Below are 26,210 nucleotides of genomic sequence, written 5' to 3'. Positions count from 1 at the left end.
CCTTGTGGTTATTGTTGTTTATCGCATAAAGACAGTGGTGTTAACGAACTGGTGAATCTAGCGTGCTAACAGCACTGACTCAGCTCCATCAAGGGCGTCGGTTGATGAGATAATAACCTGGTCACCCTCGGTCAAACCGGCCAGTATTTCCACTTCACTTAAGCTGCGCGCACCTATCGTAATAGGCTGGCGTAATGCCATATTGTCTTTAATGACATAGGCAAAGCGACCATTGTCACTTTGTAAAAATTGACCACGGGGTAGGGTTAACACAGATGACTTGTTTTCCATGAGTATTCTTGTGCTCAGTCGCTGATTCTGCCTTAGGCCTTCTGGTTGCTTTAGGGCTTCGCCTTGATGGTTTTCTTTGGCGAAACGCACACGCCCGGCAACTTGGTTATTCTCAATTTCGGGGGAAATAGTCACTAAAACAGCGGCGTATTGTTGAGAGTTTAAACTGACTTGTGCATCCATACCGATTGCTAAGTCGTCTGCGTAACTCTCGGGGATATCAACGTCTAATTCAAATTCGGATAAATCCACCACACTTAAAATCGGTTGATTCTTACTAACCTGATTTTTCTGTTGCACCGCAAGGTTGCCAACGATGCCATCCACAGGAGAGCGCACTTGAAGCTGATCAACTTGGCGCTTAGTTTCTGATACCTGTAACGCTTGGCGTTGTACCAATAACTGCTGGGTTTTTAACTCAAAGTCGAGGCTTTCTTGATCTAAGCTGGCGTCTTGCAATGCATGCTTGAGCACCAACTGCGCATTTTTTAAATCGTCTTGGGCTTTTTCAAAATCAATTTGACTTATGGCATGGGTGGCATAGGCATTATCGGCGCGGCGCTTTTCACGCTCTGCTGCTACGGTGGCAACCTTAGCCAAATCCGCGGCTTTTTGTTTCTCTAGGGCGAGTTTTTTGCCTTGGATCCGTTGTCTGTCTAATTCCAGCTTATTACGTTGTAAGCTAGATTCTTCTTGCTTGAGCTGATTAGTTAATTCTGGACTTTCAATAGTTGCCAATAATTGGCCTTTCGTTACTTTGTCACCGGCATCAACTTCAAAGGTGATCGTGCCTTGCGCTGGGCTATAAAGACGAGGGCTAACGGCGGCAACAACACGACCTTGGACGGATAAATCTCGTACAAAGTCTTTTACGGTCACTGTGGCTACCCGCACATTTCGCATCGACAGACTGGTATCCGCAGACGACCAGTTACGTACCGTACTCCAAAATACATAAATAAGCGCTGCGCACAGAAACAGAACAGCGACGACAACCCATAGGCTTTTCTTAGAAGAAGGTTTTTCGAGCACGGTATCCTGTGCACTTGTATCGGTTATATTCAATTATGTTCCTTGAGACATTCGTCATAGACGAGTACATTTACACCTTGACCCAAGCCTTTTAACGTCTTGTTTCACAAGGGTAAATTAATTGCGCCTGAGTGTCTATACAACTTGATAACAATTACTTACATTTTGAAAAAAGGATGAGAATAAACATTATGTTAGCCCTACGTCCTACGTGCGAGCACTGCAACAAAGCATTACCACCTGATGCCAAAGATGCCATGATATGTTCATTCGAATGCACCTTTTGTGCAGTGTGTGTTGAACAGATATTGTCAAATGTATGCCCTAATTGTGCAGGCGGTTTAACCCATCGGCCGATCCGCCCTAGCCGTAACTTCGTTAATCATAATTGTTTAGAGCAATACCCCGCGAGTAGCGAGATAATTCATAAACCTGTTGATCTGAAGAAACACAAATTACTGTTAAGTATGCTCAAAGGACTCGGCCCCGAGTTTAGATGAGAACCTCATACAGCAAGGCCTGAAGGACTGATTAATAAATTTCGATGATGCTTGTGTATAAGATGTTAAATCTATAACGTTCTGTTTACGTAAATTAAAGGATAACGTTGTGATGCAAGCACAGCCGCAAAAACACTTTTCAACCTGTACCCTATGCGAAGCCATGTGTGGCATTGAAGTGACCACAGTGGAACGTGAAATTATCTCCATTGCTGGGGACAAAAAGAACCCCTTTAGCGAAGGTCACGTATGCCCAAAAGCGGCTGCCCTTAAAGATTTATACGACGATCCACAACGTTTACGCCAACCTATGCGTAAAACAGCCTCAGGCTTTGAACCTATTGGCTGGGAAGAAGCACTAGATACGGTCGCCGAAAAATTACATGGCATTCAACATAAGCACGGTAAAGATGCAGTTGGGGTCTACCTAGGTAACCCAAATGCCCACAATATGGGCAGCATCTTATTTGGTCCGTATTTCTATCGCGCCTTGAACACCCATAATCGCTATTCCGCGACCTCTGTTGATCAATTGCCTCATCATATTGTGAGTCGACAGATGTTTGGGCATCAGCTGCAAATTCCAATTGGTGACATTGATCACACCGATTATTTCATGATCATAGGTGGTAATCCTCTAGCTTCAAACGGCAGTATCATGACAGTGCCGCACATTAAACGTCGCTTGAAAGCGATCCAAAAACGTGGCGGCAAGGTGGTGGTGATCGATCCTAAAAAATCAGAAACGGCAGATATAAGCTGCGACCATCACTTTATTAAACCAGGTAGTGATGTATTGCTGATGTTAGCCATGTTACATACGTTATTTGCCAAAGGCTTAGTGGATGCAGGAGAGCTACTAGAGCACGCTCCGGATTTACTGCAAGTTGAAGCATATGTAAAACCGTACTCACCAGAGCGAGTGGCAAAGAGAGTAGGGATAAGCAGCGAAGAAATAGAGACAATGGTGAGCGAGTTTTGCGCAGCAAAGTCGGCTTTTTGTTACGGCAGAATGGGCGCGAGTGTGCAAGTCTTTGGCACATTGACCCAGTACCTTATTATGTTGTTCAACATGCTTTCCGGTAACTTCAACCGCCGAGGCGGCATGATGTTCACCCAACCTGCGGCAGATACCTTACCTCACTCTGGGCGTGGCACCATGGGTAAGTACAGCTCGCGTGTACGTAAGTTGCCAGCCTTTGCGGGTGAGTATCCTGTCGCTGCATTGTCAGAAGAAATCACCACCCCAGGGGATGGGCAAATTAAAGCCATGGTGATAGGTGGGGGCAACCCGGTACTCACCACATCAAATGGCAAACAGCTAGATAAGGCCTTTGAGCAACTAGAGTTTGTGGCGGCGGTAGATTTCTACATTACCGAAACCAGTCGCCACGCGGATATTATTTTGCCACCCGTCACCGCTCTAGAGCGGGATCATTACGACGTGGTATTTCATAATTTCGCGGTGCGTAACAGTGCGAAATTTTCACCTGCATTATTTAGCCAACCAGCGGATACCAAAACAGATTGGCAAATATACCTTGGCCTAGCAGAGCGCATCGATCACCTAAATGGTAAAGCCACTGAGCATTATGCCAAATTGTGGGATAAAGAGCCTACTGGGGTGGTGGACGACATGCTCAAATCCGGTCGTTACGCCAATGGCGAGCACGATATTAGTATTCAAACCTTGCGCGATCAGCCTCACGGCATCGACTTAGGCCCTTTACAACCTGAGTTACCCGGGGCTATTTATCACACAGACAAAAAAATCAGCATGGCATTTGATTACTTCATGGCTGATTTGCCTAGAGTTGAGCACCATTTTTTCAGTGATTTGTCTCCCTTGAACGCTCGTTCAGCAGTTACGTTAGATTTGATTGGTCGCCGTCACTTGAAATCAAATAACTCTTGGTTACATAACAGCCCAAGAATGATGAAAGGCGTGAAGAGCAATCAAAAAGGCCAAAACCCCCGTTGCAGTGCGCAAATACATCCAGATGATGCAGCGCGCTTTAATATTAAAGATGGGCAGTTTATTACTGTTACATCTAGGGTAGGCCAAGTGGAAATTGCCGCTGAGCTAACTGAAAAGATCATGCCTGGCGTGATTTCTATCCCTCATGGCTGGGGTCACAATAAAGCGGGTAGTAGCTGGTCGTTAGCTGAGCAAAACAGTGGCGTAAGTGTCAACGATTTGACCGATGAAATGTGCCTCGATGAATTGTCTGGCAATGCAGTGCTTAACGGCGTGCCAGTGACCATTGCTGCGCTTGAAAGCCCACCAGAATAATTGCTAGATATAAAAAGACCGGCTCACGTTATTCTGGTACGTGAGCCGGTTTTTTTGTTCACATTAAGCATTCCCTTTACTTTTATACCTACGAGGGACCTGTTTAATCGGCGCTGGCCGACTCTTCCCGGGAGACCCTGAAAAATCCAGCGTACAACACAGGTACCGCGCCTAACGTCAGCACCGTGCCCACAGCGAGACCAAAAGCAATCACACACGCCATGCCATAAAAAAGTGGGTCGTGGCTGAGTATCAATGGCAGTAGGCCCGCCACGGTAGTAATGGTGGTCATCGCAATAGGCCGGACCCGAGTAATACAGGCGTTCACTATGGCATCGTAATCAGACGCACCGTCACGTCGCTCAATATCAATTCTATCAATCAACACAATTGCGTTATTGATGATAATCCCCGCTAAGCTGTACAAGCCCAAGGTCACCATAAAACCAAACGGTGCAAACATAACGCTTAAGCCCAGTACCGCTCCGATAAAGGACAGAGGCATGGTTAATACAATAATGCCTGCACGCCTAAATGAGTTAAATTGCGCCACTAACAAAATCAGAATCAAGCCTAATACCATTGGCATGCTTGCGCTAAGCGCCTGTTGCGCTTCTTGTGATTGCACGATCACACCGTCGTATTCGATGTGATGATTTAGCGGCAGCTCAGCGGCTAATTTTTGAATATCTGCATCGATTATTGCTTTTAAATCTTCTGCAGCCATACGGCTATTTCTGGCCTCAACACTGACAGTGGTAAACATGTCTTCGCGCTGAATAATCGAGTATTGGTTTACCGGTGAAAACTCAGCTACCTGAAACAGCGGGATAGCCTTGCCCGTGGCTTGAGAGAACACATTCAATGAGCGTAAACGGTCTAGGTTGTGCCTCTCGGCGTCACTGGCCCTGAACATGATAGGGATGATGTCATCTTCTTCTCGAAACTCTGTGACCGATGCACCAGAGAAATACGCTTGCAAAGAATTGGCGATGTCTTGTGAAGTAACTGATGCGCGGCGGGCACGTTGCTGGTCAACCCGCACTTCAATCTTAGCGATCATACTTTCCCAGTCATTGCGGATGTCCCGGGTATCTGGCACATCATAGAGCAGGTCCATGACCTCTTGAGCTTTTTGATAAATGACGTCTTTGTCCGGGCCTTTAACTTGGATTTTAATCGTTTTTGAGTCAGACGGGCCCAAGAACATCTTTTTAGCCCGCACAGAGATGTTGACGAAATGGTTTTCGAGATCTTCATCAAGCTTAATAGCTAATGCGGCGATGTCGTTATCTGGTTTGATATTAAGCACCATAAAGGCTTTATTCTCGGCGGGATCCTCAGGACTCAGAGACAATACAAAGCGTGGCCCGCTGAAACCAACATAAGCAGAATGGCTTTCAATAAAGTCATAACCTGAATCATTATCAAGCCAATCCATAATGTTGCGCATTTGGGTGTTAGTTTGCCGCTCAGATGTGCCGCTGGGTAAATCGATGTTAACGATCAATTGGTTGCGATCAGATTCAGGAAAAAACTGTTTTGGTATCACTTTCATGGCGAATACCGACGCGATTAATAGTGCGAACAGCGTGCCCATAAAGAGCAATTTATAGCGCAGGATCACGTGCAAGAACGATTCGTAACGGCCTGTAACTTTCTTTGAAGCCAGTGCATCAGCGCCACCCTGAGGCTCATCCACTTTGATAAAGTGGTAACACAACAGTGGTGTAACGCATAGCGCCAACACCCAGCTGGTCAATAAAGTGATCAAGATAACCAAGGATACCGAACGCGTGTACTCTCCGGCAACGTGCTCAGCGAGCATCAGGGGTAAGAAGAACAAAATAGTCGTGGCGGATGAACTGAGTAAAGGTACCGCAAGTTCTTTACCGCCTTGGGTCATGGCCTTGAAACGCTCTTCGCCATGTTCTAAACGTCGCTTAAAATCCTCAGCGATAACGATGCCATTATCCACCAGCAAACCTAAGGCGATGATGAGCGTGGCCAGACTCATGCGCTCTAAACGAATGTCAAAAACTTGCATAATAGTTAAAGTCGAGAGCATGACAAATGGCACTATCGTGCCAACGATTAGACCAGTGCGCATGCCTAAAAAGAGCACCACCACAATCAACACGATAATGAGCGTTTGTAGTACGTTCATAGACACACCTTGAACGGTTTTTTCCACTTGCTCGGCTTGGTACGTGGCGATATGCAGCTGATATCCAACAGGCAGAGAACTTTCAAGTTGTTCAATGGCGGCTTTGAGGCGAGGGGCATACTCCAATATATTGTATTCAGGCAACATAGAAATGGCGAAAACAATGGCTTGCTCGCCATTGAAGTAGGCTAAGTCATCTGGCGGGTCAACGTAGCCTCGATTAAGTGTGGCAATATCGCTAAGCGCAATTGACTCTTGGGTCCCTGGAATGGTTATGTACGTTTCGGCTAAGTCTTCTAGACTGCTAAAGTTGCCCGTAGGCTCAATGATAAAAGACAATAAGCCTGTGTCGATTTGTCCGCCCGAACTAATGATATTCTGGGTTTGAAGTGCGCTCATTAATGCATTGGGAGAAATGCCTAGCTGAGAGAGTTTCGCGTTAGACGTTTCTAAATAAATGCGCTCATCTTGTACCCCTAGTAATTCAATTTTTTTCGTACCTTTTACCGCATACAAGGTATCCCGGGTGTGCTTTGAAATGTCGAACATCTTACTTAAGTCAAAACCATCTGCGGTGAGTGCCAATGTCAGTACTGATACATCGCCAAACTCATCATTCACATAAGGAGCGCTGGTTCCTTCTGGAAGTGAGGCTTGTGCTTGCGCCACCTTATTGCGCACGTCTTGCCATATTGCATCTAAGTTAAAGTAACGGTCGTATATTTCTACGTGAATAACGGATAAACCGGTAGAGGAAGACGAGCGTAGTTTTTCCACTTCGGGTATTTTGCGGATTTCTTCCTCTAGTGTTTTGGTGATCAATAGCTCGACACGATCAGGCGACATACCAGGGTACGCAGTACTCACAATTGCTTCACGAATAGTGATGCTTGGATCTTCACGTGCAGGCAGGGTGAAGTAGGAGATGACGCCATTGATAAGTAAAATAGCAACGATCATCAGTACCAATTTCTGATGTTTAAAAGAAAATTCCGTAAGATTCATAGTGCTCAGCCGTTAGTTGAAGCGTTTTACATTGGCATCGAGCAAGGTCACTTTCTGACCATCTCGCAGAAAGGACACGCCCGCGATAGCGATAATTTCCTGCGCTTTGAGGCCCTTTGCGATAAAGACCTCATTACCCAAAATGTTGCTGGCCACTACGTCTCGTTTTGACACGGTTTGCGTAGCGTCGTCATAAACAAATACGTACTTAGTTTGATTCAAGCCCGCACCTAACGCAGACACAGGAATGATCATGGTTTCTTTCGCCGTTACATTTGCGCCATTCATCTGACCGCCAAGGTTCTTGCCTTTAGCACTTTGGTCATCGGCAGATTGGCCCTCAGTGCTTTGACCATCTCCTACTTGGGACAAGGCGTTTTCATATGTCTCATTGATATAAGTGATGTCTACTTCAGCCGTCATTCCAGCGCGCAGTTGCGGTGAACTGCCGTTTAAGACCATAGTGATAGGGAATGCATTTGCGGTTTCAGCTCGAGTACCCACTTCGGTGATAACACCCGTTAGTTCAACATTTGGCGCAGCAGGGAAACGCACAGGAACAATCATACCGTTGGATAATTGTTGAATTAAACTCTCAGGTACTGACACATGAACCTCAAGACCGCCGTGACCTTCAACTTCAAATACGCTTTGTCCCGGAGAAATTTGCTGTGATGGCTCGATCATACGTTTAGTAATAACGCCATCGTAGGGTGCTTGAAGGGTACTGTCTTGTCGGTCTTTGGTGGCTAGTTCAAGCTGACTTTTAGCGACTTCAACGTTACTTAGGGCTGATTTATACGCTGCTTCTGCGTTGTCAAAACCAGACTTTGATACCAACCCTTGTTCAACAAGTTCTTTATAGCGCTGATACTCATTTTCAGCTTCGTTCAATGCGGAGCTAGCTTGGGCATATTTCGCTTGAGCGGATTGATAGTTAAGATTAAAACTGCGTTGGTCGAGTGTGGCTAGCACTTGACCCTTAGTGATTTTCTGGCCTAGATTAACCGATACACCATCGACTTTACCGCCAACCAAAAAGCTCAGTGACGCTTTTTCAATTGCGGCAGTGGCACCGGCTAATCTGCGCACTTGGGTCAAGTCATGCGTTTTTACCTTTGCCCAGGCAATGGGCCGAATGACTTCGTGCTTAACCTCTGATTGTTCAGAACAAGCGGTGAGCACAAAGAGTATGCTCAGTACTAGGCTGCTAAATAAATATGTAGTTTTGTTCACGTGTTCATCCTAGAAAATGAAATTATTACGGTTAACTTATTCTTAAATACACTACTTTATGTTACGCGTAACCTGTGCGCGCCTTTAAAATAAATATCTGTCTAATATGCCTTCACTATGTATAACGCCACGTAATCGCCAGCTTAATGCGTGAAAAGAGCGAGATACGCGGTGACCGACACGCGGTGTCCGACACCCGCTGTGCGTAAACCATCACCACTGTTGTGCACATAAAATACGCTAATTGTCGGCGCTTACTGATCCTGTGATTGTGCTTTATTTAGCACACTGGTCCTATTATTGGTGTCTCGACTCGCAACAATCACTTGGTCACCGTATTGGGTGTTGTTCGATTTGGCGAGACGGTCATAAAGTAATACGTTCACCGTCGCTGCTAAGTTCATGCAGCCTTTAGTCGGTACATACACCACATGTTGGCATCTATCTAAAACGCTTTGTTCAATAGAGCCATCTTCTGGACCAAATACATAGTATGCATGTTTAGGGTGACTAAAGTGAGGTAAGGGCGTAGCGCCCTCTACTAATTCGACAGCCACCATGGCTATGCCGGGCGCTGGCTCAGGTGTGGTGATCTGTTCAACTGGAATGTTTAAACCGACATTTTTAGTATCGGTATTGAACGCTCGAGCGCGCGCGTAACGTTCCCCTGTGTAGTAGATGGTATCAGCGCCATAACATCCGGCTGCACGCAGAATACTGCCCATATTTTGTGGGCTTTTAGGATTAATAATGCACAGGGCGACGCTGTCCTTTTTAACTTCGCTGCCGTCTGCAGTTTGACCATCAGCGGTGCCTTGGTTTTTGCTATCAGTATCAATATTATTTTGCATTTCTGTCGATATTCCCATTAACCCGCCAATATCTGGTTAATGTTGGCAAGTTGTTCTGGGCTAAATTGTAGGTTGTTCAAAGCGGCTACGCAGTCTTCAATTTGTTCCACTCGGCTAGCGCCGATAATTGCAGAGGTCACAGCCTGGGGTTGAAGTACCCAAGCCAATGCAAGCTGCGCTAAACTCTGATTGCGCTCAATGGCTACTTTGTTGAGCTTTTGCACCTTTGCTATTTTGTCTTGAGTGATATGGTCAGCGCTCAGATGGATTTGCTCAGTGCGTGAAGCGCGTGAACCTTCAGGGATACCCCTAAGATACTTATTGGTTAGAAAGCCCTGGGCTAATGGGGAAAACACCACTGAGCCAACGCCGTTGTCCGCAAGCACATCGGTCAAACCCTCTTCAATCCAACGGTCAAACATATTATAGCGGGGCTGATGCACCAACAATGGCGTGCCTAAATCATTAAGAATAGCGATAGCCTGTAGAGTTTGCTCGGCGCTGTAATTTGAAATGCCCACATACAAAGCACGTCCCGAGCGCACGATATAATCTAAGGCTTGCATCGTTTCTTCCAGCGGCGTGTCCGGGTCAAAGCGATGGGAATAAAACACGTCAAAGTATTCAAGTCCTGTGCGCTTTAAGCTTTGGTCACAGCTTGCAAGCAAATACTTGCGTGAGCCACCAATGCCAAACGGGCCTGGCCACATGTCGTAACCGGCTTTACTGGATATCAGTAACTCGTCGCGATACGGCGCTAAGCTCTTTGTCATTATCTTGCCAAAGGTCGATTCAGCAGAGCCGTAGGGAGGGCCATAATTGTTGGCTAAATCAAAATGATTGATCCCCAAATCAAACGCTTTGTGTACCATCGCTTGAGCATTGCTGTATGTATCGACTTCGCCAAAATTTTGCCATAAACCTAAGGATAAACGGGGTAGTTGAATACCGCTTTTACCACAACGTTTGTAGGGCATATTTTGGTAGCGGGCTTCGCTTGGTAAATAGGTAGGGTTTGGCTGATGGGTGATCATAGCAACTCGACTGGAAAAATTTTCGATAGCCTAAACCAAAGCCTTTGAATTCTCAATTTATGTATGACAATTCAAAGGCTTCATCGCCACGCTAAATCTTAACGACTTTATTCGCCCATTGTTTCGAGGTCTCTATTAAGTGTGCGGTTTTCGCTCGCATGCGCAGCAGTAATACATACGCCAGAGGAACGAGCACCAAGCTGGTCGCGGTAGAAAAGGTTAAGCCACCAATGATCGCTATTGCCATAGGGGAATAGGCCGGGCCATCACCGCCAATAGAGGTATTGCCCACAGCCAATGGCACTAAGCCAACAATAGTCGTCGCAACTGTCATCAAAATAGGTCTCACCCGGGTTAAACATGCTTCAATGACAGCGGCATTGATTGCTATACCCTGACCAATCAACTGATTGATCCGGTCGACCAGCACAATGCCGTTATTCACCACAATTCCCATCAATATCAGCATGCCTATCATGCTCATGACCGACATAGCGGTGCCTGTGACAAACAACGCCCAAAACACACCGGTCAGTGAGAATAATAATGAGGTGATGACTGCGGTGGGTAACAGTAGTGATTCAAACAGTGCAGCCATTACGATATAAATCATGCAAATGGCCAATAACATGTTAGTTTGCATGACAGCTTCATTCTGGTTTTGTCTATCGATACTGCCATCAAAGGTCCAACTATAGCCATCGGGTAGGGTGAGGTACTGCATCACGTTTTCGATCCGCTCTTTGGCTTGCTGCAGCGTAACGTCCTCTTCCATATTGGCACCTATAGTCAAGGAGGTTTGACGGTAACTACGGCGGATTTCTGCTAAGCGCGGTACGATTTTGGTTTCGCTGACCATATCTAGCGTAATGGTTCGCTGACCAATGCGAGAAATGGTGAGGTTTTTGAGTTCTGTAATAGACTCCTGCAGTGCTTCATCGAACAGCATACGTATCCCAATCTCACCACTTTCAGCGTCTCTAAAGGTACGAAGGTTAGTACCGCGTAAACCACTGGCAATAGTGTTGGCAACATCACTGGCGGATAACCCATAACGATAAGCTTTGTTTCGATCGACAATCACTTGCAGTTCGAATTTCTGATTATTGCCCTCAATTCCCACGTCAGTCAGGCCATCAATTCGCTTAATTGCTGGTAATACACGTTCAGCGACGTCACTTAAGGATGCAGAAGAGTCACCTAATAAGGTTAGCTGCAGACCACCGCCATTATCTTCTTCCCACTTAAAGGATGGACGAGCGCGGGCAAACTTAGGCATATCTTTGAGGATCCGCTCTTTTAGTTCGCCTTTGGAGATTAGCATATCATTTTTTAGGGTCAGCGCTGACGTCGCTTCACCCGCTGTAAAATAGGTGTAGACCTGCTCAATTTGAAACGCATCTTGATTGGCGTACAAGTAAGCTTCCATTTTGTCGACTGACTTTTCGACCTCAGCTAAACTGTAATTGCCTTGTATGTCATAGTTAAGCCATAACCGACTGTTGTTGTCGTCATCATCATCCCCAGTGACAAACTGCATAGGAATAGCCGTGCTGACGAGTATCAGTAGAGCAATAACACACGTTAGGCCACGGTGCGTTAGAGACCAGCTAAGGACGCGTTGGTATTGTTTGGCGAGTTTACCCATGCCAGGTGCTTGAGCAGTTGCATTCACGGTTTTACTCGATAGGCCACTGGATAATCGGCTAGTAAGCAGGGGGATCAAGGTTTGAGCGATAAGCAAAGACGCAAACAATGAAATACAAATAGCAATGGCCACATGCTCAAGAAAGATGGTGAGATTCACTTTAACGCCAATTATGTTAGGTAAAAATACTATTGCTGTGGTGGTCGTCCCTGCAATCACCGCCAAGCTGACTTTACCCACACCAGCTTTTGTGGCGTCAATTGGGTTAGAATAATGATTGCGTTCTTGTTGAATACTCTCGGTGACTACCACGGCGTTATCCACTAACATGCCCACCGCAAGCATCAAACCCATCATGGACAGTATGTTGATGGTGTACCCCATAAAGTACATACACCCTAACGTGATGCAAATAGAAAAGGGCACAGATAAAACAACGATTAATGTTGTGGTTAAGTTTCGTAGAAACGTATACAGCACCATAACGGATAGCAGTGCACCGAGTAAGCCTGCATTGAGTAAATCGCCCAAGGACTCGGTCACACTGGCAGCTTCATCATCCATCACGAAAAGTGTGATGCCTGTAAAGGCAGGACTCTCATCGGCGTGGTTAATGACTTTCATGACTGCATCGGACACCGCGACCAAGTTACTGTTTGACTCCCTATAGATATTAAAGCCAACGGCGTAGGTTCTATCTAAATGTCTGCCCTCTGTGCGCTTAGGGCTTTCATAACCGATTCGGGCGATGTCACTTAACAGTACGCCCTTTTTGATGATCAACGCGTTAATGTCTTCTATTTTGCTAAATTCGCCCTGTGGATTGATGGTTATCTTTTGTTCTAGGTCGTAAAAAGAGCCTGTGGTCATAGCAAAGTTTGCTTGGCGCAGCGCACTGAGCAGTTGCGTATTGGTAATACCCAAACTTGCTTGTTTTTGGGTATCTATACGAATAGCGATCTGTTTTTTAAGCACGCCGTATAACTCAACTTTTGACACACCTGCAACTCGTTCAATGGGTATTTTAAGGTTGCGCTCAAGTAAGTCATAGGCATCTGACAAGTCACGCTCACTGGATACCCTCAACTGGAAAATAGGTAAATCACTGGTATTGAATTGATAAACCAAAATTCGCTCTACATCTGCAGGTAAGTCATTGCGAATGGCGTCTATCTTTTCTCTGGCTTCAATGCCCTTGGCTTTGAGGTTTTCGTCCCAGGCAAATTGTAGCTGTATTTCAGCCGCGTCTTCGGTTGACTTCGAACGTAAGCGCTTGATGCCTGACATGGTGGCCAGTACTTCTTCCACTGGGCGAGTGATCATTTTCTCTATTTCAGCCGGTGTGGCATTTTCATAAGGAATTCGAATGGCTATTTCAGGGATATCAATACTGGGGAATTTCTCCAGCGGTAATAGTTGCGAGGCCAAGATGCCAAATAATAACATGGACAAGAACAACATTCCTATTGTCACGGGGCGTCGCATAGCAAAGGCCGCTAAGCTGGCGCCTGCAGCGGCGAATTTGGCTTGCTCTTGTTGATTCTGTTGCATGTCGGGCTTATTCATAACCTAGCGCCTTGTTTGTCATGCTCGTCGGTTGCGCATTTTGCGCCATTAATGCATCTGATTTGCGATCAAACAGGGCATATAAACACGGAATAAAGAACAAGGTGAGCAGCGTTGCGAACAGCAAGCCAAATATCACGGTGACTGCCATAGGAATGCGCATCTCAGCACCTTCGCCAAGCCCAAGCGCCATCGGCAGTAACCCTAGGGAAGTGGTTAAGGTTGTCATCAATATAGGACGAAGTCGATTGTGGGCGGCCTCGATAATGGCCTGTGTCTTTATTACGCCCTCTGTCCTCAACTGATTAATGCGGTCAATAAGCACAATCGCATTATTCACCACAATACCTGCCAACATGATAAGACCAATAAACACCACCACGCTGATGTTCGTTTGAGTGATAAACAAGCCGAATATGGAGCCTGCACATGCCAGCGGCACAGTGAGCAATATCAATAGTGGATGCAACAGCGACTCGAATTGAGATGCCATGACCAAATACACTAAGAAGACAGCCAGTGCCAGAGCAAACTTCAAAGACGCGAAACTGGTTTTCATCTCTTCGCTTTGCCCGGCCACTCGTGCTTGCAGCGAATACGGTAAGTTCATGTCTTTAATATGTTGATTAGCCATCTCAACAGCTTGGGCTAAATCACCATAGGCGAGATTGGCAGATATCACCGCGACGCGTTCTTGCCCGATGCGGGTAATTTCACTTGGTCCAATAGACATGCTCAAATCCGCTACGGCATTTAAAGCAATGGCTCGCTGTGCCCCAGGATTCACTATAATGCGCCCTATATCCTCAATTGAATCACGCTGCGTGATGAGGCTGCGCACCAGAATATCAATTTTGCGATCATCTAAATTGAACTGGCTTGCCACTTCACCACCGACTTTGGCGTTTATCAGTGTGGATACTTGGGGTGCACTTAAGCCTAGTTGAGCAAGTTTTGCGTGATCAAAGGTGATTTTAAGCTCTGGTGTGCCTCGCTGCAGGGAGCTGGTGACATCGCTAAAACGCGAGTCTTGTTGTAGGGCGTCTACTAAGATTGCGCTGTATTTAGCCAAGCTAGTGAGGTTGTAGCCAACTAAATCGATAGATAACGGAGCTGCAAAGCTAAACAATTCAGGTTGGCCAAACTCTGCCTGCACCCCAGCTTGTCTTAGTAAGTAGTCTCGCATTTTCTGTTGTAGGCTTTTTAGTTGCTCACTTGTTGCATTGCTTTGCATCACAACATTTAATTTGCCCCAGTTTTCGCCGCCCTGGTTGGATGACGCGTTCATTAAACTGCCAGTGCCGGCCAATGAATAAGTGCGTTTTACGCCGTCCTGCGCCTCGGTAAAGGCGGACAATGCGGATAAGGTATTATCGGTATGGCTGAGCAATGTGCCGCTTGGTAACGTGACTTCAACGTAGAATTCCCCCTGAGACATACTCGGGATGAGCTCCATACCGAGCCGCGGAATAAACATTAATGAGCTGGCGGCCATTGCCACTATGCCAACCAGCAGCAACGCGGGTGCCCGCAGTGCAAGTTTTAGTAAGCGTGCATAGTAAAAAGACACGAAGTTGAGGCCTTTATCAAATAGCCATAGCAGCGGTTTGAAAATAAAGCCCATTAGCTTAGCTAACGCTCTAAAAACGATGAGTACTGCTGTAGATAAAATAAGGGGTAGGTAATGAAACACCCCACGGGATAACCACACAAAAGGCAGCGCGAGAGTGGCGAAGATCCGTTTAGTGACACTTGGTTCGCCGCCACTTTTAACACCAGCCTGACCACCAGAGCTGTTATTAAGGCTAGGGTCAAAGTCAGAGTCAAAGCCTGCACCAGACAAGTCAATGGTGTCATAAAAGGGGTTTGTTAACGGGCGTGGTGTTTGCTGATGCGTGTTAGCGTTGTCCGTTACACCTAGGGACGTGTCGCCATGAGCGGGTTTCGAGCGCGCTCGTGCCGCCAACATAGGAATAACGGTTAAGGCAACAAGCAAAGAGGCTCCTAACGCAAAGGTAACGGTCAGGGCTTGATCGGCAAACAATTGACCGGCGATACCTTTAACAAATACCAAAGGAAAGAATACCGCCATGGTGGTAAGGGTAGAGGCGATGATCGCCATGGATACCTGTTTCGTTCCTTGTGCTGCCGCCTGTTTAACATCGCTTTGTGTTTGCTTGTGCCGCTCTATGTTTTCAAGCACGACAATGGCGTTATCGACCAATAGGCCGATGGCCAACGCAATACCGCCCAAACTCATGATGTTCAAGCTGATGTTGTTGCCATACATAAGGTTGAACGTGGCAATGATAGACACAGGAATAGAAAGAGAAATGATGAGGGTGGGCCAAACATTACGTAGAAATAAATACAACACCACCATCGCCAGCACGCCGCCTATTATGCCTGCAGATTTTACATCGTCGATGGCATTAGCAATGAATACTGACTGGTCGTAAATCAGCTGTATTTTGTAGTTAGCCGGTAATGCGCTTTCTAGTTGACGCAGTTCTGCATTTACATTTTGCGCAACTTGTACTGTATTAGCATCCCCCTCTTTGTAAATGGCAATTTCGACACCTTCTAACCCGTCGAACCGTGTAATTGAATCCCGCTCTTTATAAGCATCTTGAATAACAGCAATATCACCTAAGCGGATATTTTTGTTGTCACGTCGAGCAACAAACACATTTTGCATATCTTGTATGCTAGTGAACTGATTAAGGGTGCGTACGGTGTAAGCTTGAGAGCCATCGTCGACACGCCCACCTGCAGCATTAACGTTTTCTTCTTTTAAGCGTTTGATGATGTCGCTCATGGGGATGGCTAATTGACTGGCCTTTTGTTGATCAACCAATACGTGAATTTCGCTTTCTAAGCCGCCGCCTAGTTTGATCGACGCTACACCGCTGATGGATTCTAACTTACGCTTAATTTGTTGCTCTGCGTACTCCCGCAGTCGTTTCATGCTAGTTACATCAAGGGCGGCGCTTTGAGTGACGTCAACGTTTTTTCCGGTATTACTGATGCTGCCAATACCGAAACCGAGGCGCATGACGGGATCTAAACTTGGGTTGAAACGCAGCAACACAGGCTTTTCAACGTCTAAAGGTAAAATTAAGGTATCGAGCTTTTCACGTACCTCTAGACTTGCCATGTCCATGTCAGTGCCCCATTCAAACTCCAGTAGCACATCGGACTGCCCAGAGGTAGATGAAGACGTGACCTTACGCACGCCTTTAACAACGCCAATGGTTTCCTCAATAGGCTTAGAGACAAGCTGTTCGATTTCGCCAGGTGCTGCCCCCACATAATCGGTACGAATAGTCAGGGTAGGGTAGGATAATTCAGGTAATAGGTTAATGGGTAAGCGTGACAGCGACACCATGCCAAATAACACAATGGCAAAGGTGAACATCCACACCGCGACCGGGCGCTTAACTGCTATATCAACAATATTCATGCTAGGTGTCCTTACTTAGCGAGTGTGATCGGCGTTTGAGGCTGTTGGGTCTGTATCTGCGGCTTCGCCCGCGTCGTCACCGTTAAATTCAATGGACTTTTGAGTGCTAGAAACTGGCTCTTCAACAGGTGAATGTGCCTGTAGCATAAGTGAATCGGCATTAACCACTTCTACAGGTGCTTGGTCTTTCAAATTTTGATGACCGGTAATCACCACATGCTCGTTGCCTTTCAAGCCACTGAGTATCTCTACATAGTCACCCTCTTGATAACCCACTTGAATTTCTTGTTTGTGGGCAAGGCCGTGATTTACCACAAACACATTGACTTTATTATCAATGCTGAGCATGGCTTTACGAGGCATAAGAGTAGCGTGCTGGTGGGTGTCGTAATTCAAACTGACATGGGCGAACATACCGGCTTTAAGCAATTTTTTATCATTTGGTACACGAAGCGTCACTTTAAACGTGCCAGTGGCGGCATCAATGACTGGGCTGATGCGCTCAACATAGGCAGTGACCGTACTGTCTTGCAATGCACTTAAGGTTAATTTTGCCGCTTGATTTTTATGCACCCGAGACAGTTCTTTTTCAGGTAAGTAGACAACGCCATGTAATTCGTTTTGTTCGACGATATGGAACATTTGAGCACGTTGAAATGATTCGGTTAAATTACCCACTTTGGCGTTACGTGCGGCAATATAACCAGAAATAGGCGCAACGATAGTGGCTTCTTTTAAGTCTAACTGCGCCAGCGATAACGTCGCCTTAGTGGATGCGTATTGGGCGCTAATTTTATCGTAGGTGTCGTCGCTCACTAGCTTTTGGTTATACACCTTGTCTATTTTTGCCAACTCTTTTTCGATGCCAATTAAATCCGCTTTTGCCCGTGCGAGGTTTAAGCGATAACGCTCTGGCTCTAACTGCGCAAGTACTTGACCTTTGGTGACGTAATCACCTTCTTCTACGTAAATGTGTTCGATGATGCCCGAAGCGCGGGCGACTACGTAGGCTTCTTCTTTGGCTTCAAGTACCGCTGTGGTGGTGTAATTAGAGGAAATCTCGCCGATATGCAGTGCGCCTGCTTCTACGGGCACTGAGATGACCAATGCTTGTTCGGGCTCAGTGCTGGTGGCATCTGCGCCGCCACAAGCCGAAAGCAGTGCAGTGCTCATAAGTAATGTAAGTATCGTGAGTGCGTTAAAACTGATAAACGGTATCGTTTTAATCGTCATTTTATTCCCCTATATCGTTATTTTTATGATGCTAAATATGTGTGTAAAGACCATGTGGTGACGCGTTAAGTAAACTTTGTAGCGCTTTGGTCTGTTTTCTTCTTAACACAGCAGAAGTTGTGCCATGTAAAAAATTAACTTTTATTACAATTAAATCAGTGTGTTATCTGATTTTTCTCGACTTCTAATTTTTTAGGTTAGGTCAAACAAACGATAGTTTGGCGTAAACCCCCACTTATTCGTCACGAGCCAAAGTATGCGCAAATCGATGCTGTCGGTTAGATGAAAAACACCGGAACACCGCGAGCGAACGGGTTGTTTTTTGGCCAGTAAAAGTTGCAAGCACTCAAGCAGTTTGTTCACAAGCGAACGCTGTGAAAGGCCTATCTAATATATGGCGGTAAAAGGTTAAGTTATTGTATTTTAGCGAATTTATATTCTTAGGATTGGTTTGGCATAACACTTGTTTAAGCCTAGTTCAGCAACGTGAATAGCTTTGCTTTGTAACCAACACTCTTGATTAAGCAATACGGAGATAAACTATGAAAAAATTTACCCTTACGACACTAGCAGCGACCTCTTTACTTATGACTTCAGGTGCTTCCTTTGCTGCGACGAATGATGGTGTTGATCACCACGGTATTTATGTAGGTGCCGGTTATGGTTTAGTAGATGTGGATGGAGATGAAGACTTTGATCGTGACGATAACGCAGCCAATGTGTATATCGGCACACAGTTTAACCAATACGTATCGATTGAAGGTGGTTACATTGATTTCGGCGAGTACGGTAACGATACGTTCAACACCGAAGTTGACGGCTATACACTTGGCTTAAAAGCGGGTTTGCCAGTCAACGAATATATCACCGTGTACGCTAAAGGCGGACAGTTATGGTGGGACGCTGACATCAACGCAGCCGGTGTGAATGACAGCACAGACGGTGATGACTTGTTTTATGGCGTGGGTGCATCTTTCGCTGTGTCAGAAGGTTGGGATGTGCGCTTAGAATACACACGCTTTGACTTAGAGTTTGAACGTGATGAAATCGGCATTTTGTCAGAAATCGACAGCTTCGACAGCGATGTTGATTACGCCAGTGTTGCCGTGCAGTACACTTTCTAAGTTATAACACTCAGTGAGAATAATGCGCAAAAAGGGCCTGCTAAAAGCAGGCCCTTTTTTTATGTTTACCGTATTTATACGAGTAGAAAGGTATTAGTTAGCATCTCCTTGTGCCGCCGCAATAATAATTTTCATCGCTTCTTCTTTGCTAAAACCAGCCTCAATAAGTGCTTCGTAGTACTTTCTTTGTAATTGTGCTCGCGCCTTTACTAACTCAGGGTCGCTCATGGCGCGTACCTGATTTTTCATTTGTTCAGCTAATTGCGAATTAACAAAATCAAGTGGGCTGCCCATTTGTTGGGCATGTGTGCTGGCCGTGAACAATGTGCTCATCGCGACACCAGCGATGAGCATAGCAACACGTCTTTGTGTAACACGTGATAGATAAAACTGGGGCATAAGATGTTCCTTTTGCAGTTCGTGGCATAAAACAAGCTATGGTTTGTCTACTTAGCAATGCCGGGCAGTAGAGTCGGTTTAATCTAAAAATTCTTTAATCTAAGAGTTCTGTGTTTAATGGTAATAACCGTCTTTATCACAGTAATATTAGAGACAAGGCTTCACAGAATAAGTTGCAATAAAAATGGTGGGTGTAAATAAGAGGAAGTAGGCGAGAATAAGCGCAAATGAACATAATAAGGCCCAGTGAAAACTAGGCCAAATCGTTTGCATGATAGCGCGACTGGCGAGCCGCTTAGCGCGTTAAGGTTTTAATCAAATCGCTGTGTTGCGGGAAGGTGCTGACAAGTTCTGCTTGTTCAGCTAACTGCATGTCTTGATATTCAAAACCCGGCGCGACGGCTTCGCCAATAAGCCCATAACCATAATCACCGGTCGTGGATATTTTTGATGCTTTCCACGTACCGCCTTTTACCACCATTTGCATCTCATGACCTTGGGTTGGATCAGGGCCGAGTATATGAGTTTCAAGGCTGCCGTCTTGATTGAGCAAATAATAGGTAATGGGGTCACCCACGTGGAAGTAATGCATAATATCCGAGCGGTTCATGTGAAAGTGACCGATGGGCGATTTCGCACTGAGCAAATAGTAGATAGATGTCATATTGACGCGTTCCCCATGCTCTGTGCTTAACATGGGGCGGTGATCCGCTTTGAATGTTTGACGATAAAAGCCGCCTTCCACATGACCCGTTAGATTAAGCGATTTTATTAGCTCTTCTGCGCTGAGTTTGGCATCCACTGGCTCAGTGGTCGGGGTTAACATCTCGTTTAATGTATCTTCATCTGGGGCCACTTTTGACGCCTCATAGGGCAGGGCATCTTTGTAAATATCCCAATTAGCGATGATATCATTCACCACTACACTGCCGACACTGTAGGCAGATTCAAGGGCTGATTGCATTCCAGCATAGCCATTCTCTCCGCTTTCCATGGCAAGGTTGTTTGCGGCGGTTAGACTGTCGGGCTGCATTGAATAGTTGCTAGCAGCGCGCAATACCATAAAACGCGACTTGTCAGCTTTTTGCGCGTTATCCAAATAGATCATCGATTGATAACTGCCGGTGTCTTCCATGCCTGAGGTCACAAAGTTAGCTTGGCCGTTACTCCAATAGGCTGACCAATCATTGGCCCATTCATTTAGTAATTTTCCATGCCAGAAAGTAGCTGCCGCCATGTGGTCGCCAATTAATACAAACGGACGCTTACGGGCATTGGGGTAATTGAGGTATTTTTCACGTAATTCGTACATGGCAGGGTAGTCGCTTAGTGCAGTATCTTTACTTAACTCATAGGCCCATTTGGTTAGCTGAGTGTTAAGCTGATAAGCCTCACCATTCATGGCTTGCACCTTTTCATCGCTCGGCGTTGTTGGCTCTGCGCTGATAGGCTCTACGCTAAATAAGGGAAAATAACCGCTTTTCCAGTCTTTAGGAATTTCACGGGCGTCAATTTCATGCGCTAAGTCGCCATCAATCAACCAATTGGCCCACACAGCTGAGCCGATTGAGGCATCTTGCGGGTCAACCCCGGCTATGCCAGCGACTAACCAATAGGCGTGCGTTAAATCAAAGCGAGGATCTAACCCTAAGGCCATGATAGCCGCAGCTGCCTTTGCTGTGCCCATACCCGTGACTATGCCCATAACGCCGGTGTCTTTATTCACGTAAATATCGTGATGTGACATAGGAAATGCATAGCGGGTATCTAGATTTTGGCCTTCTTTCCACATTTGGAATTCGCCGGGCTTGTCGTCATCGTCTTCGCCAATTTCAAACATGGTGACCACAACGACTTTAATTTCTAGAGGTTGGGTGATTTCAGTGGCGGCTTGCGACGTGGTTGCAGCGCTTGTTGGCGATGTAGTTGATGATAGCGTCGTGCTTTGACATGCAGTTAACGCAAGGTTTAAAAAAAGGATACTGGAGAGACAAAGCGCAGATTTGGAAAACGTTTTTAGCATAATGTAACCGTATATAAAAAAACAGGCATGCTAAATAGCATACCTGTCTGTTGGAATAAATCACCTATAAACATGAATGGTGATTAGAACTTATAAGATACCGACGCTTGATAGTGACGTGGTAGCTCAGGCAACACAATTTGTGCACCAAACAAATCAGGGAAGTTAGCACGATAGTACTCTTCATCCGTTAAGTTTTTGATGTTCAAGCTGGCTGACCAAGTATCTGTGGTGTATGTCACACCTGCATTCACCAAGGTGTACGAAGGTAGTTTCACAGATTGTGAGAAGCTAGAGTAAGTCTCATCAGCTCGCACAATGCTGGCACTCGCCGCATAACCGTTTAAGAAGTCATAAGTGGCGTTTAACGTGTAGATGTTTTCAGGGATACCGGCTTTTCTGGCTGATTCTTTACTTGCACCTTCAGGGATCAGTGTTAAACCGACTGGGTTACCACCAAACACCAATGATGGGTCAGTTAAGCTGGTTAAATCTTCAGCACCTAAGAAACCGAACAATGAACCACCGTTGCCGTCGTTGTACGCGGTTAAGTTATACACCTTCATTTTGGTATAACCGGCCCCGACTACTAGTTGGTCGTTCACTACCCAACGTAGTTCAAATTCGGTACCTTTGTTTTGCGTGGTAGCGTTGGTCACAATTGCTTGTGCGTTAAAATCAGAACGCTCTTGTTCATATACAGACAAGGCGAAATATAACGAATCGTCTAAGAATGAACCTTTTACACCAAACTCAGTGAGTTCAGATGTATCAAATGCGCCGTTGTAGCTATTGCCTTCATCATCGATTAACTGACCGTAGCCAATTTCCGCACCTTGACCGGCCACTAAGGTTGCTTGCTCAGCCAGTGTCACATAAGGGATCAAGCCAAACTCGGTTTTATATGAAATACTGGTATTCCATGACGTACCGTCAACCGTTTCACTGGTTGACAGAATGTCACCTTTTTCGAGCAATAAATCACCGCGACTTGTTGTTTCTATGTCGATGGTGTCGTAACGCAGACCTAATACAATATTCAAACCCCAGTCCCATGTTAGGTCTGTCATGGCAGCGATACCATAATCGGTATAATTGCCCTTATCGTAGTTATCGTAATTGTCGTTGATACGAGTCGCCATTTCACGTCTATCAAGCGCTGTGGATTCCATGGTTAAATCGCGACGGTTGAAGAACTCATAGGTGAAATCATCACCGTGTAAAAAGTTGGTGTGACGAATCGACGGTGATACTTGAAATTGTGCTAGCAACGAGTTGCTTTCGTATTCAGTAGAGAAGATAAGTTTGTTCTCAACGACTGAGCTGTTGTGAAACTGCGCGAAACCATAGGCGTTCTCGTTTAAGTTTTCATAGTCTTCATAGAAGAATTGATTTTTGATTTCCCAGCCGTTATCGCTGTAGTAAATCGCATCGAAATACAAGGTTTGTACCGTGTTTTGCAAGACATCATCAGCTGCGACCAATACTTGATTGCGGCCCAATGTGGTCGTACCCACATTTTCTAATTGCATTAGATCAGTAGCATCTGCATCTGTGAACAAAGAAGGCACGGCGTAAAAGAAACCATTACCTGCTAAGTTCACTGCGCCATATTCTTCATGAGAAATTGCACCGCTACCATCTGTGTCGATGTTTTTCGCTGTACCTGTGATATAGGTGCCGTTATCGATTAGATCTTGCGTTAAGCGGTTCCAACCAGCCACTTGGTTACCGTCGTAATCGTGGTACATACCGCCGAATTCGAAACGAAGGTTATCCGTTACATCGATATTGAATGAGCCTTGTAGCACGGTTTGGTCGGTACCTGAGTTTTCATAATAGCTACCTGAATTTTCAACCTCGCCGTACAAATAGAAACCTGCTTCTTTGCCGCCCAATGTAGCAGGGCCGCCGATTTCTGCGGTCATGACACTTTTATCCCATGACCCTAAGGTATAGGAAAAAGCGCCTTCATTTTCTTCAAGATACTGGCCACCACTGGCGCGTGCTGACTTGGGATTAAAGTTTAAGTAGCCACCGATTTTGGCTGGGCCATAAATTGGAGATGCAGGGCCACGCACAATATCAATGCGGCTTGATGCACCAATAGGAGTCGGATAGTTACCTGGGTTGTCTAAGCGCTTAACGCCGCGAAAATACGTTTCGCCTGGCGTACCACGCACGTCAAGTGAGCCTGCGACACCAAAAAATGATTGAGTAAACGTACCAGGCGAGAAGGCAACTAAATCGTCTATGTCGGTGACGGCAAAGCGCTCTAGCATTTCATCACTGATGGTGGATGCTGAACGGGGCGTCTCCAAAATTGACTTACCGAAGCCGAAAACGGCTTCTACGCCTTGACCAGGTAGACTACCTAGTGATCCCGTTACTTCAATTCGCTCTACATCGGCGGTTTCCTGAGTTGCCGATTCTTGAGCCGATATGGTGGGAGTTAGCGACATGGCTAATACTAACAAAACAGCTTTGCTCAAGGTTGAGCTTTTAAATAAGGGATGGTTCATCTGTATTCCTCTCACTTTTATTCTTATGGATGTGTGTATAGTTTGAAATTATGGTGTTGCTACACGGACTAATAGCATGAAGGGTGCCAAAGACTTGTCCAAATGGTCAGGTAATTAGTCTAATAAGTAAGGTATTGATATTTATGATATATTTTATTTTTTATTAGACCAAACACGATGAGGGTGACACAAAATAGTAGCGCAGCATTATTAGTTGCACCAAAATGGCTCGAAAATGACTTATTTGCACCGTAACACGACCATGTGGCGCGTGAACCTATTGGTTAAATAAATTCACGATACCTGCAGACTTAGTTTAATTCACTGCAGATTGCAGCTTTTTGGCGAGTTTTGTATGCTCGATTTGCAGTTCTTGTTCGTCAATTGAGTAGTGTTGACCCTCTTCTATAACCCATTTACCTGCCAGCATCAGTTTATCAACTTGATGTGCACCGCACGTCACTATGGCCGCGATTGGGTCTCCGGCTCCAGAGAAACGTAGTTCGCTTAAGTCAAAAATGGCTAAATCTGCTTGTTTGCCTATGTGGATCTCACCAATGTCATGTCGATGAAGCAAAGAGGCTGAACCTTTCGTTGCGAGCCCTAAGGCATATTCAGCCGTGATATCGACAGCGCCATAACGTAACCTTTGTTGTAACAGGGATTGGCGAACTTCTTGTATCATGTTCGAACAGTCATTTGATGCTGAGCCGTCTACTCCTAAACCCACTCGGCAACCTGCTTTCATTAAATCCAACGTAGGGCATATGCCTGACGCCAACAGCATGTTTGAAGAAGGGCAGTGGGCAATACCGACTTTCGCATTGCCTAAATGGACAATTTCGTCTGGAGTGAAGTGAATGCCATGGGCTAGCCATGTTCTGTCGGTTAACCAGCCGCATTGTTCTAAATAATCTAATGGGCGTGCACCGTAGATGCGCTGGCAAAATGCATTTTCGTCTTCGGTCTCGGCTAAGTGAGTATGAAGCAATACATCATTTTGCTTGGCTAAAAGGGCGGTTTGTTTCATCAATTCTTGAGAAACAGAAAATGGCGAACAGGGCGCCAGCGCAATTTGCAACATCGGGCTGGCATGCTTGTTAGCGGATTGGTGATAGGCGTCAATCACGCGCTGGGAGTCTTTGAGAATAATGTCTTCATTTTGTATAACAGAATCTGGAGGTAACCCCCCACTGCTTTGGCCTAAGCTCATGGAGCCTCGCGTCAGAATACCTCGACAACTTAACTCTGCTAACGCTTGAACCTGAACGTCAATGGCATGAGTGAGTCGTTTTGGGAACACATAATGATGATCTCCAATGGTTGTGCAGCCAGACTTCATTAACTCAAGCCCTGCTAATTTAGTTGCACTGTATAGCATCTCTTCGTCTAGGTTTTTCCATACTTTGTATAAAAATGTTAACCAAGGAAACAGTGGTTTATTGAGCGCCCCAGGCACACAACGCGTCAGGGTTTGATAGAAATGGTGATGGGTGTTGATCATGCCTGGCATGATCACTTTACCGGTGCAGCTTTCTATAGCATCGAAGTGTAACTTTGGTGTTTCGCCGCTTTTTACTAATTCAATAATACGGCTACCTTGGATCAATAAGCCGTTGCCAGCATTTTGGTTGTTGGCGGTGAATACCGCTTCTGGAGATTTAAGCCATAACGTCGGTGATGTGCTTGCTTGCATAACGTGCGTCCCTCAAAAAATGCATACTAATGGGTATTACTTTTGTAGCTATGTAAAAAATAGGTGGTGTTAATGAACGTGTTTAATCTTATGAAATGGTAAATTCGTTCACTTGTTGCTGTTCTCG

Annotated in this window: 15 protein-coding genes; 3 read left to right on the top strand and 12 right to left on the bottom strand. The window is 45.7% G+C overall.

Annotated elements, in window-relative coordinates:
- Window positions 1-57: 57 nt before the first annotated feature.
- Window positions 58-1,356, bottom strand: a complete 1,299-nt coding sequence (locus AC0VYA_RS11260) for an efflux RND transporter periplasmic adaptor subunit (protein ID WP_475488304.1) — start codon at window positions 1,354-1,356, stop codon at window positions 58-60.
- Between the two features lie 143 nt (window positions 1,357-1,499).
- On the opposite strand from AC0VYA_RS11260, the gene AC0VYA_RS11255 reads away from it, so the two are divergent.
- Window positions 1,500-1,823, top strand: coding sequence for a DUF1272 domain-containing protein (locus AC0VYA_RS11255; RefSeq protein ID WP_011575037.1), 324 nt, complete (start codon window positions 1,500-1,502; stop codon window positions 1,821-1,823).
- 112 nt (window positions 1,824-1,935) lie between these two features.
- Window positions 1,936-4,116 carry a molybdopterin-dependent oxidoreductase gene (locus AC0VYA_RS11250; protein WP_475491062.1) on the top strand — a complete coding sequence of 727 codons (2,181 nt, stop codon included), beginning with the start codon at window positions 1,936-1,938 and terminating at the stop codon, window positions 4,114-4,116.
- A gap of 103 nt (window positions 4,117-4,219) precedes the next feature.
- Here the strand turns inward: AC0VYA_RS11250 and AC0VYA_RS11245 are convergent, their stop codons facing one another.
- The 7 genes from AC0VYA_RS11245 to AC0VYA_RS11215 all read right to left on the bottom strand — a co-directional run bounded on the left by AC0VYA_RS11245 (window position 4,220) and on the right by AC0VYA_RS11215 (window position 18,319).
- Entirely contained in the window at window positions 4,220-7,288 is a 3,069-nt protein-coding gene (locus AC0VYA_RS11245; protein WP_475488303.1) for an efflux RND transporter permease subunit, read from the bottom strand.
- Window positions 7,289-7,300: 12 nt separating this feature from the next.
- On the bottom strand, window positions 7,301-8,524 hold the full coding sequence (locus AC0VYA_RS11240) for an efflux RND transporter periplasmic adaptor subunit (protein ID WP_475488302.1): 1,224 nt from the start codon (window positions 8,522-8,524) through the stop codon (window positions 7,301-7,303).
- 254 nt (window positions 8,525-8,778) lie between these two features.
- Window positions 8,779-9,375 (bottom strand): RNA methyltransferase, encoded by a 597-nt coding sequence (locus AC0VYA_RS11235; RefSeq protein ID WP_475488301.1) that lies wholly within the window; start codon window positions 9,373-9,375, stop codon window positions 8,779-8,781.
- Between the two features lie 17 nt (window positions 9,376-9,392).
- Window positions 9,393-10,409 carry an aldo/keto reductase gene (locus AC0VYA_RS11230; protein ID WP_475488300.1) on the bottom strand — a complete coding sequence of 339 codons (1,017 nt, stop codon included), beginning with the start codon at window positions 10,407-10,409 and terminating at the stop codon, window positions 9,393-9,395.
- Window positions 10,410-10,500: 91 nt separating this feature from the next.
- Window positions 10,501-13,623, bottom strand: a complete 3,123-nt coding sequence (locus AC0VYA_RS11225; RefSeq protein WP_475488299.1) for an efflux RND transporter permease subunit — start codon at window positions 13,621-13,623, stop codon at window positions 10,501-10,503.
- Complete coding sequence (locus AC0VYA_RS11220; protein ID WP_475488298.1) at window positions 13,616-17,086, bottom strand: efflux RND transporter permease subunit; 3,471 nt, start codon at window positions 17,084-17,086, stop codon at window positions 13,616-13,618. The genes AC0VYA_RS11225 and AC0VYA_RS11220 overlap by 8 nt, the downstream gene beginning before the upstream one ends.
- 15 nt (window positions 17,087-17,101) lie before the next feature.
- Window positions 17,102-18,319, bottom strand: coding sequence for an efflux RND transporter periplasmic adaptor subunit (locus AC0VYA_RS11215; protein ID WP_475488297.1), 1,218 nt, complete (start codon window positions 18,317-18,319; stop codon window positions 17,102-17,104).
- Window positions 18,320-18,861: 542 nt separating this feature from the next.
- On the opposite strand from AC0VYA_RS11215, the gene AC0VYA_RS11210 reads away from it, so the two are divergent.
- The gene (locus AC0VYA_RS11210; protein WP_011575028.1) at window positions 18,862-19,443 is read left to right on the top strand and encodes a porin family protein; all 582 of its coding nucleotides are present in this window, start codon (window positions 18,862-18,864) and stop codon (window positions 19,441-19,443) included.
- Window positions 19,444-19,536: 93 nt separating this feature from the next.
- Here AC0VYA_RS11210 and AC0VYA_RS11205 read toward each other — a convergent pair whose 3' ends face one another.
- The 4 genes from AC0VYA_RS11205 to AC0VYA_RS11190 form a co-directional block, all read right to left on the bottom strand.
- Window positions 19,537-19,842 (bottom strand): hypothetical protein, encoded by a 306-nt coding sequence (locus AC0VYA_RS11205; RefSeq protein WP_475488296.1) that lies wholly within the window; start codon window positions 19,840-19,842, stop codon window positions 19,537-19,539.
- A gap of 295 nt (window positions 19,843-20,137) precedes the next feature.
- Complete coding sequence (locus AC0VYA_RS11200) at window positions 20,138-21,865, bottom strand: cupin domain-containing protein (RefSeq protein ID WP_475488295.1); 1,728 nt, start codon at window positions 21,863-21,865, stop codon at window positions 20,138-20,140.
- An 83-nt stretch (window positions 21,866-21,948) separates the two neighbouring features.
- Window positions 21,949-24,387 carry a TonB-dependent siderophore receptor gene (locus tag AC0VYA_RS11195; RefSeq protein ID WP_475488294.1) on the bottom strand — a complete coding sequence of 813 codons (2,439 nt, stop codon included), beginning with the start codon at window positions 24,385-24,387 and terminating at the stop codon, window positions 21,949-21,951.
- Window positions 24,388-24,703: 316 nt separating this feature from the next.
- Complete coding sequence (locus AC0VYA_RS11190; RefSeq protein ID WP_475488293.1) at window positions 24,704-26,083, bottom strand: 8-oxoguanine deaminase; 1,380 nt, start codon at window positions 26,081-26,083, stop codon at window positions 24,704-24,706.
- Between the last annotated feature and the right edge of the window lie 127 nt (window positions 26,084-26,210).

This window comes from Paraglaciecola sp. QJM3NY_14 (genome assembly GCF_056173245.1).
The sequence above is the reverse complement of the archived record's forward strand: the minus strand, read 5'-3'. Positions and strand labels throughout refer to the sequence as shown.